Raw genomic sequence first — 16,360 nt, forward strand, 5'->3', positions numbered from 1 at the left:
AACAATGACCATAAAATCCTCCAAACGATTGGGGGATTTTATGGTCATGGTTGGGACATGTAAACATTAGGGCATGCTTGTCATTGTTACCGTTTTTATTAAATTATAAGGTATTAGTCTAAAAAGTATGTCAAACTAGGTTTTCCATTCCCCCCTGAGCCTGCCTGCGAGTAGGAAAATCGTTATGAGCAGGCATGGCTTACCACGAATGGTTTTCTTTGTAACATACTTTTTGAACTAGAACCAATTATAAAATAAGGTGAAAATACAAGCATACCCCATCATCAATTTAAAAAATACCAAACATTTTACAAAAATAACGCTTGCCATTTAGCAAAAAATACCTTATGATAACGCCTATATTAAAAACTTTTTATATCTTATTTATCATGAATTACCCCGTTATCGCCACTCGTCATCATCACCATCATTCCTAAAATTCTTTTGGGCGTGTGGTTTTGCTTGAAAGAAAAAAGACTTTCAAGGCGATGGCACAAAAGACGGTATCAACCCTTGAAAGCAATTTCAAGGGTTTTTTGTTTTTTTAATCTTAAAGGAAAAATTATGAATCGTCTAAAAATCGCCATTCAAAAATCAGGCAGATTAAGCACCGATTGCCAAGACTTATTAAAGGCGTGCGGTATCAAGTTTCATTACAACAAAGACCGCCTAATCGTCTATGCCAAAAACGAAGCCATTGAGCTACTGCGTGTGCGAGATGATGACATTCCCGCCCTTGTATTTGACGGCGTGGCGGATTTGGGTTTTGTGGGCGAAAATGTGCTGGACGAATGCCAGCTTGACCGCCAAAACAAGGGCGAGATTGCCAGCTTTAACAAACTTAAAGTCTTTGAATTTGGCGAATGTCGTCTGTCGCTTGCCGTACCAAAAGACTTTGATTACGGGGGGCTTGCAAGCCTAAAAAACGCCCGTATTGCCACCAGCTACCCCAATCTTTTAAAAGCCTATATGGACAAAAATGCCGTCCCCTTCAAAAATTGCCTGCTCACAGGCTCGGTAGAAGTTGCCCCCAGTGCAGGGATAGCGACTGCCATTTGTGATTTGGTCTCATCTGGGGCAACCTTAGAAGCCAACGGCTTAAAAGAAGTGGAAGTCATCTACCGCTCAAAGGCTTGCCTAATTGGCAAAAGTGAGCCATTATCCCTTGAAAAACAAGCCCTTGTGGACAAGCTTCTAACCCGAATGACAGGCATAGAACAAGCCAAAGAAAGCAAATACATTATGCTCCACGCCCCCAAAGACAAGCTCTCCGACATTGTCAAGCTTCTGCCCTGTGCCGAAAACCCCACCATTTTGCCCCTAGCCTCTGATGATGGCAAGGTGGCGGTGCATATTGTCAGCCAAGAAACCTTGTTTTGGGAGACGATGGAAGCATTAAAGGCGATGGGGGCAAGTTCTATTTTAGTATTACCCATTGAAAAAATGATGTTGTAATTTATTGATTTTATTACACTTTAAAAACCGTAAGGGCAAATCCCCTTTGCTAGCCCCCAAACCATTTATAGAATTTATTGATTTTAAAGAGAAAATTATGCAAACCCTGATTTGGAAAGAATTAAGCCAAGACGAACAAACAGCCGCCCTAACTCGCCCAGCCCAAGCGGTTGGCGAAGAGATTAGCCAAATTGTCGCCACTATCAGACAGCAAGTTTGTGCAGAAGGCGATACGGCACTGTTTAAATTTGCCAAAGAATTTGATAAGGTAGAATTAACAACCTTAAAGGTAGAAAAAAGCCAAATTGACCACGCCAAAAATGCCCTATCCGATGAGCTAAAATCCGCCATACAAACCGCCTACGCCAACATTCACAAATTTCACTTAGCCCAAAGCCCCACACCCATTGACATACAGACGATGGCAGGCGTGCGTTGTCAAGTTACCACACGCCCCATTGAAAAAGTGGGTCTCTACATTCCAGCAGGGTCAGCCCCCTTATTTTCTACCGTGCTAATGCTTGCCATTCCTGCCAAAATCGCAGGGTGCAAAAAAATTGTGCTGTGTTCGCCAGCTCCGATTTGTGATGAAATTTTGTACACCGCCGATTTGTGTGGGGTTGATGAAATCTTTGCGGTGGGCGGTGCTGGGGCGATTTTTGCGATGAGCGTTGGCACCAACAGCATTGCCAAGGTGGACAAAATCTTTGGACCAGGCAACGCCTTTGTTACCGAAGCCAAACGCCAAGCGAACGCCTATGGCACCGCCATTGATATGCCAGCAGGTCCAAGTGAGGTGCTGGTGATTGCCGATGAATGGGCAAATCCTGCTTTTGTGGCAAGCGACCTACTCTCCCAAGCCGAACACGGAGCCGACAGCCAAGTGATTTTATTAACCGACAGCAAGGCTTTGGCGGATAAGGTTTTGACCCAAATTGACAATCAACTTAGCCTGTTAGCCAGAGCCGACACCGCTCGCCAGTCGCTTACCAAAAGCCGTATCATCATCGCCGACAATCTACAAAAATGTGTAGAAATTTCAAATGATTATGCCCCAGAACACCTGATTATCAACACCCAAAACCCACGCCAATACTTAGACGACATTGCCCACGCAGGTTCGGTATTTTTGGGGGCTTATACGCCTGAAAGTATGGGCGATTATGCCAGCGGCACCAACCACACCCTGCCCACTTATGGTTATGCACGCACTTATTCATCGCTAGGCTTGGCAGACTTTTATAAAAGAATGACCGTGCAAGAACTTTCTACAGATGGCTTTAAAGCCCTTGCCCCAACGGTGGCGACAATGGCAGCGGCAGAAAAATTGGACGCTCATAAATTGGCGGTAACAGTCAGATTAGATGAATTACAAGGAAAATAAAATGCAAAACTTAATTAACCCCCATATTCGCCAATTAACACCTTATCAATCAGCACGCAAAATTGGCGGTAATGGCACCATTTGGCTTAATGCCAATGAATATCCAATATCGCCCAATGAGTTATTAAATGTTTTAACGCTGGATAATCTAAATCGTTACCCCGAGCCACAGCCAACCAGCATTATCAATGCCTATGCCAATTATGCTAAAGTCAATGCCAATCAAGTATTGATTACCAGAGGTGGCGATGAAGGCATTGAGCTGATTATTCGCACCTTTTGTCAAAATGATGACTGTATTTTATATTGTCCGCCCACTTATGGAATGTATAAAGTCAGTGCCGATACTTTAAATATTCAAAGTAAAATCGTGCCTTTAACCAATGAATTTGGGTTAAATCTAAATGACATTGAAAAAAATTTGGAAAAGGTAAAAGTTATTTTTATATGCAGTCCCAATAACCCAACAGGCAATTTGTTAAAGCGTGAGGACATTATTAGTCTTTTGACAATGACAAAAGATAAGGCAATGGTGGTGGTTGATGAGGCTTATATTGATTTTTGTTTTGAGCAAAGTTTGGCAAATGAACTTTCCAACTTTGATAATTTAATCATCATTCGCACGCTGTCAAAAGCCTTTGCCTTAGCTTCTATTCGCTGTGGCTTTGTTTTGGCAAATGAGTGGGTTATTCAAAGTTTACAAAAAGTCATTGCCCCTTATCCTATTCCCACCCCCACCGCTTTAATTGCCGACATTGCTTTATCTGATGATGGTATTAAGCAAATGAGCGATAAAGTTGCCATTACGCTTGATAATAAACTTTGGCTAGAAAATGAATTAAAGGCTTTGCCAATCGTTAAAAAATGCTATGCCAGCGTTGCCAATTTTATTTTGGTAGAATTTAAAGACGGTCAAGCGGTTTTTGATTATCTTTGGGAAAAAGGCATCATTGCCAGAAATCAGCACACCGCCCTTAATTTGACAAATTGTATTCGTATTAGTATTGGTACAATGGACGAAAACAAAGCATTAATAACCGCTTTAAAAGATATGTAATTTTTTTGTTCGCCAAATATAGGGGCGAACTTAAATTCGCCCAAAAACCTAAGTTAATTTTTTAAAGGAACAACAAATGAAACCCACCCTATTTATTGACCGAGACGGCACTTTAATTGATGAACCCAAAAGCGATTTTCAAATTGACAGTTTGGAAAAATTAAAATTGGAACAGGGCGTCATTCCTGCTCTTTTGCAATTACAAAAAAAATACCGCCTTGTGATGGTGTCCAATCAAGATGGACTTGGCACAGACTCTTTCCCAAAGGAAAATTTTGATAAACCGCACAATAAAATGATGGATATTTTTACATCGCAAGGCATTGTCTTTGATGATGTTTTGATTTGCCCACATTTTAAAGAAGATAATTGCGATTGCCGAAAGCCAAAAACAAAACTTCTGCAAAATTATATTGACAATCATCTATTTGACAAATCTAATAGCTTTGTCATTGGCGACAGAGATACTGACATACAGCTTGCCGATAATTTGGGTATTGTTGGACTTAAATATAGCCCTGATAATTTAAATTGGCAACTCATTAGCGAAAAACTCTTAAATGTATCGGTGAGTAATATTGGCGATAGACCAAAACGCTATGGCGAAATCATTCGCACCACCAAAGAAACCGATATTAAAGTACAAGTTTGGCTTGATGAAGCTGGGGTTAATCAAATCAATACAGGCATTGGCTTTTTTGACCATATGTTAGACCAAATTGCCACACACGGCGGATTTAGATTGGCAGTATCGTGCAAAGGCGATTTGTGGATAGACGAACATCATTCGGTAGAAGATACCGCCATTGCGTTGGGGCAAGCATTAAAACAAGCCATTGGCGATAAAAAGGGTATTGCAAGATTTGGTTTTGTTTTGCCAATGGACGAATGTAAAGCCGAATGTACGATGGATTTATCAGGCAGACCCTTTATTAAATTTAAGGGCAAATTTAGCCGAGAGAAAGTGGGCGATTTTAGCACCGAATTAACCGAACATTTTTTTCAATCGCTTGCCTATGCAATGATGGCAACTTTACATTTAAAAGTTAAAGGCGACAATGACCATCACAAAATAGAAAGTTTGTTTAAAGTCTTTGGCAGAACGCTAAGACAATGTATTAAAATTGAAGGCAATGAATTGCCAAGTTCAAAAGGATTGTTATAATGAACCTTGTAATTATAGATACAAATTGTGCCAATTTAACTTCGGTTAAATTTGCCATTGAACGACTGGGCATTAACCCTATTATCTCTGATAATGCCGATACCATATTATCAGCAGATAAATTGATATTACCGGGGGTGGGAACAGCCGATTTTGCGATGAATGAAATCAAAAACAAAAACCTAATAGAAGTGATAAGACAAGTTAAAAAACCGCTACTGGGTATTTGTTTGGGAATGCAGTTATTGGGCAGTTATTCAGAAGAGGGCAAAGATAATAAAATCCAAACCCTAAATATCATCAACGCCCCCACACAAAAACTAAATACCCAATTACCCCTGCCACATATGGGTTGGAATCAATTGTCTATTTTGGATAAAAACCATCCTTTATTTTATGGTATTGATGAGGGCGAATTTGTCTATTTTGTGCATAGTTATAGAATGCCTGTAGGTGATAATACGCTGGCAACTTGTGATTATGGCGAGAAATTTAGTGCCATTATTGGCAAGGATAATTTTTTTGGAATGCAATTTCACCCAGAAAAGTCAGGTAAAGTTGGCGAAAAGTTATTAAAAAACTTTGTGGAAAATATTTAAATCGTAGGGGTAAATTGCAAGTTGCCCATACAGTCCACATTCTAAAATTAAATAAGGAAAACACGATGAGTATGATTATCCCAGCCCTTGATTTAATAGACGGTCAAATTGTGCGTCTTCATCAAGGCAATTATGACAAACAAACCAATTATCAATTTGACCCAATTAGCAAATTTCAAGACTATATCAATGACGGGGCAGAATATTTGCATTTGGTGGATTTGACAGGGGCAAAAGACCCTAATAAACGCCAAATTCATTTGATTGAAAAAATCATTAAAGAAACCAATGCCAAAGTACAAGTTGGCGGTGGTATTAGAAATGAAGAAGAAATCAAAGCCTTATTTGATATTGGGGCAAGTCGTGTGGTCATTGGCTCAATGGCGGTCAAAGAAAGGCAAATGGTCAAAGACTGGTTTAATCGCTATGGGGCAGATAAATTTGTGCTTGCCTTAGATGTCAATATTGTGGACAATAAAAACTATATTGCCATTAGCGGTTGGCAAGAAAATAGCGGTGTGTTATTAGAAGACTTAATAGACGAATATTTAAAAGTTGGATTACAACATATTCTTTGCACCGATATTAGTAAAGATGGTACATTATCAGGTTCTAATGTCGCCTTATATCACACTTTAATAAAAAAATACCCAAACCTGAATATTCAATCATCAGGCGGTATTGGCAATCTTGATGATATTAAGGCAATTAAACAAACAGGCGTGTTTGGTATTATTGTGGGGCGTGCGTTATTAGAAGGCAAGGTTAATTTAAAGGAAGCCATCAAATGTTAAAAAAAGAACGAGAACAAGAAGTATTCAATGGCAAAAACCACTTAGCCAAACGCATTATCCCCTGCCTTGATGTCAAAAATGGGCAAGTGGTCAAAGGCGTGCAATTTAAAAACCACGAAATTGTGGGCGACATTGTCCCCCTTGCCAAATTTTATAGTGATGAGGGGGCGGACGAGCTTGTGTTTTATGACATTTCGGCTTCATCTGATGGGCGAGTGGTGGACAAATCGTGGGTGGAGAAGGTTGCCCACGAAATCAATATCCCTTTTTGTGTGGCGGGCGGTATTCGCACGCTTGATGATGCCAAACGCCTGTTTGACTATGGGGCGGATAAGATTTCCATCAATTCGCCTGCCCTTGCCGACCCAAGTTTGATTGAACGGCTGGCTCATCGCTTTGGCGTGCAAGCGGTGGTGGTGGGCATTGACAGCTGGTTTGATAAAAGTACAAACACCTATTGGGTCAATCAGTTTACAGGCGATGAGAAAAAAATCCGCCAAACCCATTGGCAAACCGCCGATTGGGTCAAAGAAGTGCAAAACTTGGGGGCGGGCGAAATTGTCCTAAATGTAATGAACCAAGATGGCGTACGAGCTGGCTATGATTTGGTGCAATTGCAAATGATACGGCAAATTTGTGCTGTGCCACTGATTGCGTCAGGCGGGGCAGGAGCGATGAGCCACTTTTATGATGTATTTATGCAGGCGAATGTGGACGGGGCGTTGGCAGCGAGCGTGTTTCATAAGGGTTTGATACAGATTGGCGAGCTTAAAAGCTACCTTAAAAATCAAGGTGTTGCAGTTCGAACTTAACCACCACTACCCACAAAAACGCCATTATCAGAAATGGCGTTTTTTATCGTTAAGTGTTTATCAAGCGATGCTTTGATGATTGTATTTAAAAAAAAAATCAAATCTCCACCCTATTGCCAATATCCTTTAGCTCCGACAATTTTTCAATCAGTCTTGGCATATCATCAAGGCTCATTGCAAAGCCCCATAAATAAGTCATCACCGCATAAATATGCCCCGCTTGAATGTTTTTATTTGCCAAAATTGCCAAAGTCCCACCAAATAATATCGCCATTGTGATGCCAATCATCAAATAAGCCGTCGCTTCTCTGTTTGAAATGGCAATGCGTAATTTGGCTAATAAATCATAATGTTTGATTAAATGCTCTTGTTTGTTTAATTCAATCATATTCACTTCTTTTTCAAGGCGATTATTGAGTTTAAAATAAAATTTGTCATTTTGGTGAGAAAATTTGGGTAAAATTGCCATAAAAAATAATAAAATTCCCATTGCAATCACCCCAGACCAAAATTCAATGATTAACAGCATTACCACCGAGCCAAATACAGTAAAACTTGCGGTAATTAACATTGGTAATTGCTCTTCAAAAAATTCAATAAATTGTTTGGCTAAATTGGCGTGGGCGGTTGCTGATGAAGTCGTGCCTTTTTGTTTTTCAGAAATAATCGCCTTGACCGCAATCTGGGCATAAATCCGCACAAAAACCCGAGTATCCACCGCCCGTCTTGCCGAACCAACACTCCAAATAATCAGCACTAAAAACGCATAAATCAAAGCGTGCCAAACTTGCTGATTTAAAATGGCGTTAATCACAAAACTGCCAATTAAAGGATAAGTTAAAAATAACACATTTTCTAACGCCACCAAAGCAAATGTCGCCATAAGTTTTTTAAAATGGGTTTGGCTGATAGATTTTAAGGTAGTTAGAGCGGTTGGGTTATTGTGGTTCATTGATTGTTTCACTCATTTTTGTCTTAAAAATCTGCTCCAATTCGGCAAATTCTTGGATTAACTTTTCTAGCCGTTCAATACCAAAACTTTGGGCGGTGTTATTTTCCACTTCCAATAATGGGGCGATGATGCTTTTGGCATAATTTTCGCCTGTGTCGGTTAGACTTAATAATTTGGCTCGTTTGTCGCTTGGATTGTCCTGCATTTGCACAAAGGATTGGGCGATTAAGTTTTTGCAAATGGTATGTACTGTTTGTTTGGGTAATGCCCATTCATCACAAATGTCTTTTTGGGTTAAGGATTTTTTGTGATAAAAACTATATAAAATAAACATTTCACTTAATAGCACCATTTGGGTTTTGGCATAGCTTTCAAAAGTGCTATCAAGGCTTGCGGTCAATTCGGCAAGGCGAGAGAGTTGAGTGTTTGACATAAAATTTTCCTTTTAAAGAGAATGAATTTAGTGAATTAAATTATTCAAATTAATGCACTTATTGAATAATAAATTTACCGTAAACCGTAGGTGCGTACCACGCACCTTTTAAAATTAACTTTTTTAATGGTGCGTAATACACACCTTACGCTCAAAATCATTATTTCATTAACTTTTGCCATTGTCCAATCGTCAATGACCGCCAAAGCCATTCCAATAAGCCATAATTAAACCGCTTAACCCAAAAATGACTAAATGTCATTTGCCCGATAAAAATCAATAACGCAATGACCAATAATCCACCCATTTGTAGTTTACCTTGATAATTAAGCCCTTGAAAAATAAACACGCAAATCACGGTATGACATACATAATTGGTCAGTGCCAATTTACCGACATTGGCAAGTGATTGGGTGAATAAGGCGAATTTGTGATAAACCAATAATAATCCCAATACCGCCAAATAAACAGATGATAATGCCATATCCGATAGAGTTTTTGGTAAAGTTGCCATTGGGTGATAAGGGTCTGATAATAAAGCCAACATACCCGTCAAACTTGCCCAAATAATTAGCCCAATGATGATGACTTTTTTCATTAAAGACTTTTTATCCGCCAAATTTTTTAATAGCCCAATTTTACCCACCACTCGCCCCAATAAAAATAAAGCAAACGCCGTTGGTGCCATTTTAATTAGGGCAAAATATAAGGTTTTAAAAATATTATCGCTTGCTTTTGGGCTAGCAAATTCACCAAATACATCTGGAAATATAGAAATCATTTGTGCCAATATCAACAATAATGCTGACAATACCAATAAGGCTTTTACCGATAAATGCCAATAGAGTAATAATCCAAACCCTAAAATGGCATACAGTCTTAATACATCTCCCCACCAAAACATTGAATGAATTAAGCCGATAATAAATAAAATCGCCAAGCGTTTTGTATAAAAACGGCTGATATTCACACCTTTTTTGGCAAGGCTTTCTATTTGTACCGAAAAACCAATGCCAAATAAAAATGAAAAAATAATATAAAACTTACTTTCAAAAAATAAGGAGCTGATATGGCGTGCTAAGGTGTCGTACCAAAGTGCCGAGTTTAGGGTCAGTTGCTCAAAATCGTGATTAATTGCCGAAAAAGTGATGATGTTTACCACTAAAATCCCAAAAATGGCAAATCCCCGCCAACAATCCAAAATGGCGATGCGGTCGTTTGGGGCGGTAATGGGTGTGGCTGACATCAAAATAGTCCTAAAAATTACTAAGTTGGGCGTATTTTAGTAAATTTTAGGACTAATTGCAAGGGGTTTTTGATTTTTTTTTGGAAGTTGCAATAAAAAACCGCTCACATGCTCTTGTTTGCTGACCACATGGCAGTTTTATTTTACAAAATAATACACTTGTAAACTTCTATTTTTAAACAAATCTTGTTACAATAGCTCTCTTTAAATTGCAAACAAATTTTTCAAAAACATTTGCAAGGAATATAATGATGAAAAAACCCCATTTTGAGCGAGCCGACAGCGAACGGGTGGTCATCACAGGCATGGGGGCGATTACCCCTGTGGGCAATGATTTGGACAGCATTTGGGCAAACTTGACAAACGGCGTGAGCGGTATTAGTGCCATACCTGATTTTGACGGCTTGGAGATGAGTGAGTTTCGCTCAAAGATTGCAGGGCTGGTTAAGGATTTTAATGCCAAAGAGTTTTTGAACCCAAAAGAGATTCGCCGATTTGATGAGTTTGTGCATTATGCCCAAGTTGCGTCCGCCCAAGCCTTGTATCACGCTGGACTGATAGATGATATCAAAGGCGACAGCCTGCCTATCAATGTAGACAGCGAGCGGTTTGGTGTGGTCATGGGGTCAGGGATTGGTGGCATACAAACCATTGAGAATAGTCGGGACACCTTGCGTGATAACGGGGCAAAAAAAGTCTCGCCCTTTATCATCCCAGGCTCCATCGTCAATATGCCCGCAGGACTCATCGCCATTCGCCACAACCTAAAAGGGGCAAACCTTGCCACGTCCACCGCTTGCACCACGTCCACACACGCCATCGGGCTTGGGGCAAGGCTCATCGCCTATGGCGATTTGGATGCGGTGCTTGTGGGCGGCAGCGAAAAGGCAAGCACACCGCTTGGCATGTCAGGCTTTGGGGCAATGCACGCCTTATCCACTCGCAATGATGAGCCGACAAAGGCAAGCCGACCCTTTGACAAAGACCGTGATGGCTTTGTGCTTGGGGACGGTGCAGGGGCATTGGTACTAGAAAGCCTTGCTCACGCTAAGGCTCGTGGAGCAACGATTTTGGCAGAAGTGGTCGGCTTTGGCATGAGCGATGACGCAAGCCACATTACCGCCCCACCAACAGACGGCAACGGGGCAAAACGTGCAATGATAAACGCCCTAGCAGACGGCGGTATCAGCACAGATAAGGTCGGCTATATCAACGCCCACGGCACAAGCACGCCCGCAGGGGATGTGGCGGAGAGTAGTGCCATCGAGAGTCTGTTTGGTAAGGATATTTTGGTCAGCTCCACCAAATCCATGACAGGGCATTTACTTGGAGCAGCAGGGGCGGTAGAAGCCATCTTTACCGTGCTTGCCTTGCAGCACCAAATCCTACCCCCCACCATCAACCTAGACAACCCAGACCCTGCCTGTACGCTTGACTATATTCCCCATACCGCAAGGGCGGTGAGTGGTGTGAACTATGCCATTTCGAACAGCTTTGGCTTTGGCGGGACGAATGGTAGTTTGGTGTTTAGGCGTTGGGCGTAATAAAAATCCAAAAGCCCTGTCTTAGAACAGGGCTTTTTATAGATAGACTCGGTAGAATTATTTCACTTTAACCAATTTGCCTTGGTTGTTTGATTTTAGTTTAACCGTTCGCTTTTTTGACGGGCAACAGCTCGGGTCGCTATCGGCGTAGGATACTTCTGTAACATGGATAATGCCATTGACCACTTTAACATTGCCTGATAATCCTGCCGAATACACATCGCCTTTTTTGTACTGGTTTTTGCCCGTTGCCAAAAATGTCGCCACTTCAAAACTGCCCGTGGTATTATGACAGTTTAGCTCTTCACAATAATACAGCGAGACTATCGCATCTTTTTTGCCATCTTTATTGATGTCAGCATAAATAATGTCTTTTTGCGACAATGCGTACATATAGGCATCTTCACCATTATACTCTATCTCTTCTTGATTCATGGCGTGTACCGTTTTATTGGCTTGTTTATTTACTAAGTTGTTCAAGCTCTCTGCATGGGCGGTACTGGCGAACAACAAGACAGCAGGCAGTAGATAAGATAATTTCATCATTTTCTCCGTGATATGGCTAGGTTAGGTTTAAGTCATCAAATTAGGGCAAGATGACTTAATCATCCATCATTATATAGATAAAGAACTTTAAAATTACCACAAATTTATAATATGCGGGCGTAGGGACGTGCTCTGCACGTTCGATAAAATCGTTACATCATCAAGGGCGTGGAAAGCATGTCCCTACAAATCCTGTGGCAAATATCAAATTCGTTAGATATAATTAAAAAAGCACTGAGATAAAACACTTGTTATTAATTTTAAAATAAAGGGCACTGTTTATTGATGGTATTTTGGATGAATTTATAGGAAAAAATAACCAACAATCAGTAAGTTACCATTTTAATTTAAGATTGGGCAAATTTTAAACCCCTTTTACACGAATAATTTACAAGAATTATTCTCAATTCTCTTGTTTTTTGCTTATTTTTGGTATATTATAACATTTTATTTATCCCAGCTCTGACAGGAGAGTATCATGCAAGTACTATCATCACTCAAATCCGCCAAAACCCGCCACGAAGATTGCCAAGTGGTTCGCCGTCGTGGTCGCACCTTTGTCATTTGCAAATCCAACCCCCGTTTTAAAGCCGTGCAAGGCGGTAAAAAACGCAAATAATTGGGCGTCATGCCCCCGAACCGCTCTTTATGGGGCGGTTTTTTTGTAATTACCTATTTTAAAATGTCGCTGTTTTGTACAGATGGGCAGGCTTACGTTGTCAAGCATGGCTTATTTTGTTATGATGATTATATTTACTACCCATCATAACTCTTTTATTTATTGGACAAGCCATGAGCCAGTCAGACATTTTTAGCACACTCATTCATCATCACGACATTCAGCGTAAGCTGTGTCAAGATTTTCAACATGCCATCACCCAACAAGACCGCCCCAAAGCCGAGAGTGCCTTTATCCCCCTAAAAAACGAGCTAGAAGCCCACGCCGCCGCCGAAGAGCGTCATCTGTATGTGCCTGTAATGGCGTTTGATGATGGGTTAGAACTCTCTCGCCACGCCATTGCCGAACATCATGAGATGGACGAGATGATGACGGTGCTGTCCGATGGGCGAACAGGGGACGAGCGATTCTTTAAGACGGCACAAGAGCTTATTGATGAGACCTTGCACCATTTAAAAGAAGAAGAAAATGAGTTTTTTAAAGAAGCCAGAAAACTGCTTGACAAACCCACCCAAGAGCGACTGGGCAAGTTATATCAAGCCGAACATCAGGCATTTGAAGATAAGCATGGGGAATGATGAGATTTGGCGGATAACACCATCCGCCTTTTATGGCTAAATCTGCCGATACACTTCATCAAACGGCACACGAAACCGCTCGCCCCATACGCCCTGCTCGCTACGCACACCGCACGACACCACCATGTTAATCTCGGCTATGGCAGGCAGTCTAAGTAGGGTCTTTATCATCGCCCCGTCAAAGCCTTCCATGGGGCAAGTATCAAGCCCACGCTCACTCATGGCAAGCATGAACGTCTGAGCGACCAGTCCACAGCTTTTGTGCATGACGATACGAATGTCATCTTTTGAGACGTCCTTTTGCATGGGGCGAACCTTTGAGATGGCACACGCTACGCCCTTTCTTGCCGCCCCCACCAGTGGCACATCTTGGGTGTAGAGCAGGGGCATGAGCCGATTATAATAATGGTCAAATTTTTTAATGCGTCTGTCCACCTTATGAACAGGGCTGTATGTACGTACGTTTTCACGCTCAAAGGCAAACACCGATGTGGCACGCTGTCTGTGCAAATCAGGACGTATCACGAACACCACCATTTGGTCGGCAGTCGTGGCAGAGCTTTGGGACAGGCAGGCTTTGGCGAGTGTGGCGAGTGTGGCTTTATCGGTGATGTGGTAGCACTCGTACAGTTGCATGTTAGAGCTGGTCGGAGCAAGTGTAGCAAGAGCTAGGCAGTCCTTGACGATGTTAGGGTCAATGGGCGTGGGCAGGTACTCACGCACGGCACGGCGATGGTGCAAGATGTCAGATAGGCTCATAATCTATGTCGGTTGGGTGTGAAACAACTATTATAGCATGATTGGTGCGGTGATGATTTGGCATTTTTGCATAAAAATTTTGCATAAAAAGGGCGAATTTATTCCGCCCTAATATTTTTAAACATTTTTACAAACGCATATCGCCCTACATCCAGTCCCTATCCGCCACTTCTTCTACATTCTCAGGCAAACGAGTTACCAGCACTTGGTCAATCTTATAATGGTCAATGTCCACCACTTCAAATTTTAGATTTTCATGCACGACAAAATCGGCAGGACGTGGGATTTTTCGCAAGCGATACATGATAAAGCCCGCCAACGTCTCATAATGATCCCAATCTTCAAACTCCACCACATCAAGGGCGTGCTTGACATCATCGATGGGCGTGCTACCGTCAATGAGCCATGAGTTTTCATCACGGCGGATAATCTGCTGTTCTTCCTCAATAGGCGACCCCCAGTCCCCCATGACCGTCATCATGATGTCGGACAATGTAATGACCCCGACCACCCACGCATATTCGTTGATGACGACCGCAAATTTTTCTTTACTGGCACGAAAGCGGTCAAGCAACTCAGAAAGGGTTAACGTATCAGGAATAATCAGCACATTACGAATGGTACTCTCGTTAAGCTGTACAAAAGATTGGTTGTTGAGCAGCCTTACCAAAATGTCCTTGGTGTCCACATAGCCGATGACTTGGTCAATGGTCTCATTGCACACCAAAAATTTGGAATAAGGAAACTCCGCTATCTTTTGTCGCATGGACTCTTCGGACTCGCCCAGCGTAAAATACACCACATCTTCACGCACGGTCATCGATGACGGCACGGTACGCTCTTCTAACTCAAAGACATTTTCAATAAAATGCTGTTCTTGCTGTAACACCACGCCTGCCTCCGCTCCTGCGTCCATAATGGCAGAGACGTCATCAAAGGTGATGCTCTCTTCTCGGACGGTGTTGATTTTGAACAGACGAAATGTGGCGTTGGCAATGCCGTTGATAATCCACACAAGCGGTTTGACCACCTTGATGACCACGAGCATGGGATTGATGACTGCTAGGGCGACCTTTTCGGGGTTTATCATGGCAATGCGTTTGGGAATCAAATCAGCATATAGGATAAAGATGAGCGTTACCACCGCAAAACTCGTAAAAAACGCAATGCTCTCTGTCCACTGCCCTTGATAAAACTGTCCGATAAACTGGGCAAAATAAGGACGAAGCGCCCCCTCCCCCACCGAACCACCAAGGATAGCGACTGCGTTTAGACCGATTTGGCTGGTGGCAAAGAAGTCTGCTGAATGCTCTTGCAAGTGCATGATTTTATCAGCACGGGTGTCGCCCCCTTCGGAGATGAGTTTTAGTTTCAATTTTCTTGCCCCTGCTAAGGCAATCTCAGAAATTGAAAAAAAACTTGATACTAATATCAATATGAATATTAAAAATAAATGTTGTAATAAATCCATGTGAATGCTCAAAATGTTTTAATGTTTTGTAGTAGTTTATCAATTTTCGTTTAAATTTCAAGTACAAAGACGTACGCCCACAAAAAAGGGCGAACGCTCGCCCCTGATGTTATTTGGGTTGGCAATGTATCACTTGCCCTTTTACCCCGCTTGCCATGTCGGTCATGAGATACACATAGGCAGGCATGATGTCTTCGGGCGTTTTTAGGGTCAAAGGGTTCTCCCCTGGAAAGGCGTGGGCTCTCATGTTGGTGCGAGTCGCCCCCGGATTGATACAGTTAAACCGCAAGGCGGTGTGGTTTTTGGTCTCTTCGGTAAAAATGGTACTCATGCCTTCTATCATCTGCTTGGATAAGGCATATGCCCCCCAAAAGGGTCGCACTTTTGCCACGCCAGAGCTTGTAAACACCACCGAACCACTGGGGGCGGACATCAGTAGTGGAAACAGAGCTTGGGTGAGCATAAACACGGCTGTGCCATTGACATGCATGACCTGCTCAAAGGTAATGGGGTCGTACATTTCAAGTGGGGTCAATGCCCCAAGCACACCTGCATTATGTAGCACGCCGTCAAGCCTGCCAAATTCTTTTTGAATTAGGGTCGCAAGCTCATTCATCTGAGCAAAGCTCGCCTTTTCTAAGTCCATGGGCAAAATGGCAGGCGTGGCAAGCCCCAAACTCTCTATCTCATCATAGACCGCTTCTAGTTTGGACTCTGTTTTGCCAAGCAGGAGTACAGTCGCCCCACATTTGGCATAGGTTAGGCTTGCCACTTTGCCAATGCCGTCCCCTGCCCCTGTTACTAGGATAATCTTGTCGGCTAGGCTGTCGGCGGTCGGGGTATAGTTTAAAATGTCTTGTGTCGTCATGGTTGGGTACTGATTTGT

General features: G+C 42.1%; 17 protein-coding genes and 1 other annotated feature. Of the genes, 10 read left to right on the forward strand and 7 right to left on the reverse strand.

Translation table 11 applies throughout. The features are described from left to right. Positions 1 to 418 precede the first annotated feature (418 nt). Positions 419 to 541: a sequence feature (His leader region), on the forward strand. A gap of 23 nt (positions 542 to 564) precedes the next feature. The 7 genes from hisG to hisF all read left to right on the forward strand — a co-directional run bounded on the left by hisG (position 565) and on the right by hisF (position 7,266). Next, entirely contained in the window at positions 565 to 1,455 is an 891-nt protein-coding gene (hisG, locus tag DX073_RS06530) for an ATP phosphoribosyltransferase (RefSeq protein WP_115006766.1), read from the forward strand. A 97-nt stretch (positions 1,456 to 1,552) separates the two neighbouring features. Beyond that, entirely contained in the window at positions 1,553 to 2,839 is a 1,287-nt protein-coding gene (gene hisD / locus DX073_RS06535; RefSeq protein WP_115006768.1) for a histidinol dehydrogenase, read from the forward strand. Position 2,840: 1 nt separating this feature from the next. Beyond that, complete coding sequence (hisC, locus tag DX073_RS06540; protein WP_115006771.1) at positions 2,841 to 3,896, forward strand: histidinol-phosphate transaminase; 1,056 nt, start codon at positions 2,841 to 2,843, stop codon at positions 3,894 to 3,896. A 76-nt stretch (positions 3,897 to 3,972) separates the two neighbouring features. Continuing rightward, positions 3,973 to 5,061 (forward strand): bifunctional histidinol-phosphatase/imidazoleglycerol-phosphate dehydratase HisB, encoded by a 1,089-nt coding sequence (hisB, locus tag DX073_RS06545; RefSeq protein ID WP_115006773.1) that lies wholly within the window; start codon positions 3,973 to 3,975, stop codon positions 5,059 to 5,061. Beyond that, entirely contained in the window at positions 5,061 to 5,660 is a 600-nt protein-coding gene (hisH, locus tag DX073_RS06550) for an imidazole glycerol phosphate synthase subunit HisH (protein ID WP_115006775.1), read from the forward strand. The genes hisB and hisH overlap by 1 nt, the downstream gene beginning before the upstream one ends. 65 nt (positions 5,661 to 5,725) lie before the next feature. Beyond that, positions 5,726 to 6,454, forward strand: a complete 729-nt coding sequence (hisA, locus tag DX073_RS06555) for a 1-(5-phosphoribosyl)-5-[(5-phosphoribosylamino)methylideneamino]imidazole-4-carboxamide isomerase (protein WP_115006777.1) — start codon at positions 5,726 to 5,728, stop codon at positions 6,452 to 6,454. Next, positions 6,448 to 7,266, forward strand: a complete 819-nt coding sequence (gene hisF, locus DX073_RS06560; protein WP_115006779.1) for an imidazole glycerol phosphate synthase subunit HisF — start codon at positions 6,448 to 6,450, stop codon at positions 7,264 to 7,266. Before hisA ends, hisF begins: the two co-directional genes overlap by 7 nt. Before the next feature lie 97 nt (positions 7,267 to 7,363). On the opposite strand, the gene DX073_RS06565 is transcribed toward hisF, so the two are convergent. The 3 genes from DX073_RS06565 to DX073_RS06575 all read right to left on the reverse strand — a co-directional run bounded on the left by DX073_RS06565 (position 7,364) and on the right by DX073_RS06575 (position 9,897). Then, entirely contained in the window at positions 7,364 to 8,218 is an 855-nt protein-coding gene (locus DX073_RS06565) for an ABC transporter six-transmembrane domain-containing protein (RefSeq protein WP_115006781.1), read from the reverse strand. Continuing rightward, positions 8,205 to 8,651, reverse strand: coding sequence for a MarR family winged helix-turn-helix transcriptional regulator (locus tag DX073_RS06570; RefSeq protein ID WP_115006783.1), 447 nt, complete (start codon positions 8,649 to 8,651; stop codon positions 8,205 to 8,207). Before DX073_RS06570 ends, DX073_RS06565 begins: the two co-directional genes overlap by 14 nt. Positions 8,652 to 8,811: 160 nt before the next feature. After that, the gene (locus tag DX073_RS06575; protein WP_115006785.1) at positions 8,812 to 9,897 is read right to left on the reverse strand and encodes a DUF418 domain-containing protein; all 1,086 of its coding nucleotides are present in this window, start codon (positions 9,895 to 9,897) and stop codon (positions 8,812 to 8,814) included. 248 nt (positions 9,898 to 10,145) lie between these two features. On the opposite strand from DX073_RS06575, the gene fabF reads away from it, so the two are divergent. After that, positions 10,146 to 11,441: a beta-ketoacyl-ACP synthase II gene (gene fabF / locus DX073_RS06580; protein ID WP_115006787.1), complete on the forward strand. Its 1,296-nt coding sequence runs from the start codon at positions 10,146 to 10,148 to the stop codon at positions 11,439 to 11,441. Between the two features lie 57 nt (positions 11,442 to 11,498). On the opposite strand, the gene DX073_RS06585 is transcribed toward fabF, so the two are convergent. Then, positions 11,499 to 11,984 carry a hypothetical protein gene (locus DX073_RS06585; protein WP_115006789.1) on the reverse strand — a complete coding sequence of 162 codons (486 nt, stop codon included), beginning with the start codon at positions 11,982 to 11,984 and terminating at the stop codon, positions 11,499 to 11,501. 481 nt (positions 11,985 to 12,465) lie between these two features. Between DX073_RS06585 and ykgO the strand changes: the two genes are divergently transcribed. Together ykgO and DX073_RS06595 are read left to right on the forward strand one after the other, a co-directional pair. Beyond that, a complete protein-coding gene (gene ykgO, locus DX073_RS06590; RefSeq protein ID WP_029103571.1) occupies positions 12,466 to 12,606 on the forward strand; it encodes a type B 50S ribosomal protein L36 in 141 nt (46 codons plus the stop codon). Between the two features lie 173 nt (positions 12,607 to 12,779). Beyond that, positions 12,780 to 13,244 (forward strand): hemerythrin domain-containing protein, encoded by a 465-nt coding sequence (locus DX073_RS06595; protein ID WP_115006791.1) that lies wholly within the window; start codon positions 12,780 to 12,782, stop codon positions 13,242 to 13,244. Positions 13,245 to 13,280: 36 nt separating this feature from the next. Here the strand turns inward: DX073_RS06595 and DX073_RS06600 are convergent, their stop codons facing one another. The 3 genes from DX073_RS06600 to DX073_RS06610 all read right to left on the reverse strand — a co-directional run bounded on the left by DX073_RS06600 (position 13,281) and on the right by DX073_RS06610 (position 16,342). Next, a complete protein-coding gene (locus DX073_RS06600; protein ID WP_115006793.1) occupies positions 13,281 to 14,003 on the reverse strand; it encodes a nitroreductase family protein in 723 nt (240 codons plus the stop codon). Between the two features lie 145 nt (positions 14,004 to 14,148). Then, positions 14,149 to 15,474 (reverse strand): polyamine export protein PaeA, encoded by a 1,326-nt coding sequence (gene paeA, locus DX073_RS06605; protein ID WP_115006795.1) that lies wholly within the window; start codon positions 15,472 to 15,474, stop codon positions 14,149 to 14,151. A 109-nt stretch (positions 15,475 to 15,583) separates the two neighbouring features. Beyond that, entirely contained in the window at positions 15,584 to 16,342 is a 759-nt protein-coding gene (locus DX073_RS06610) for a YciK family oxidoreductase (RefSeq protein ID WP_115006797.1), read from the reverse strand. Between the last annotated feature and the right edge of the window lie 18 nt (positions 16,343 to 16,360).

Source organism: Moraxella lacunata (genome assembly GCF_900453205.1).
Taxonomy (GTDB): domain Bacteria; phylum Pseudomonadota; class Gammaproteobacteria; order Pseudomonadales; family Moraxellaceae; genus Moraxella; species Moraxella lacunata_B.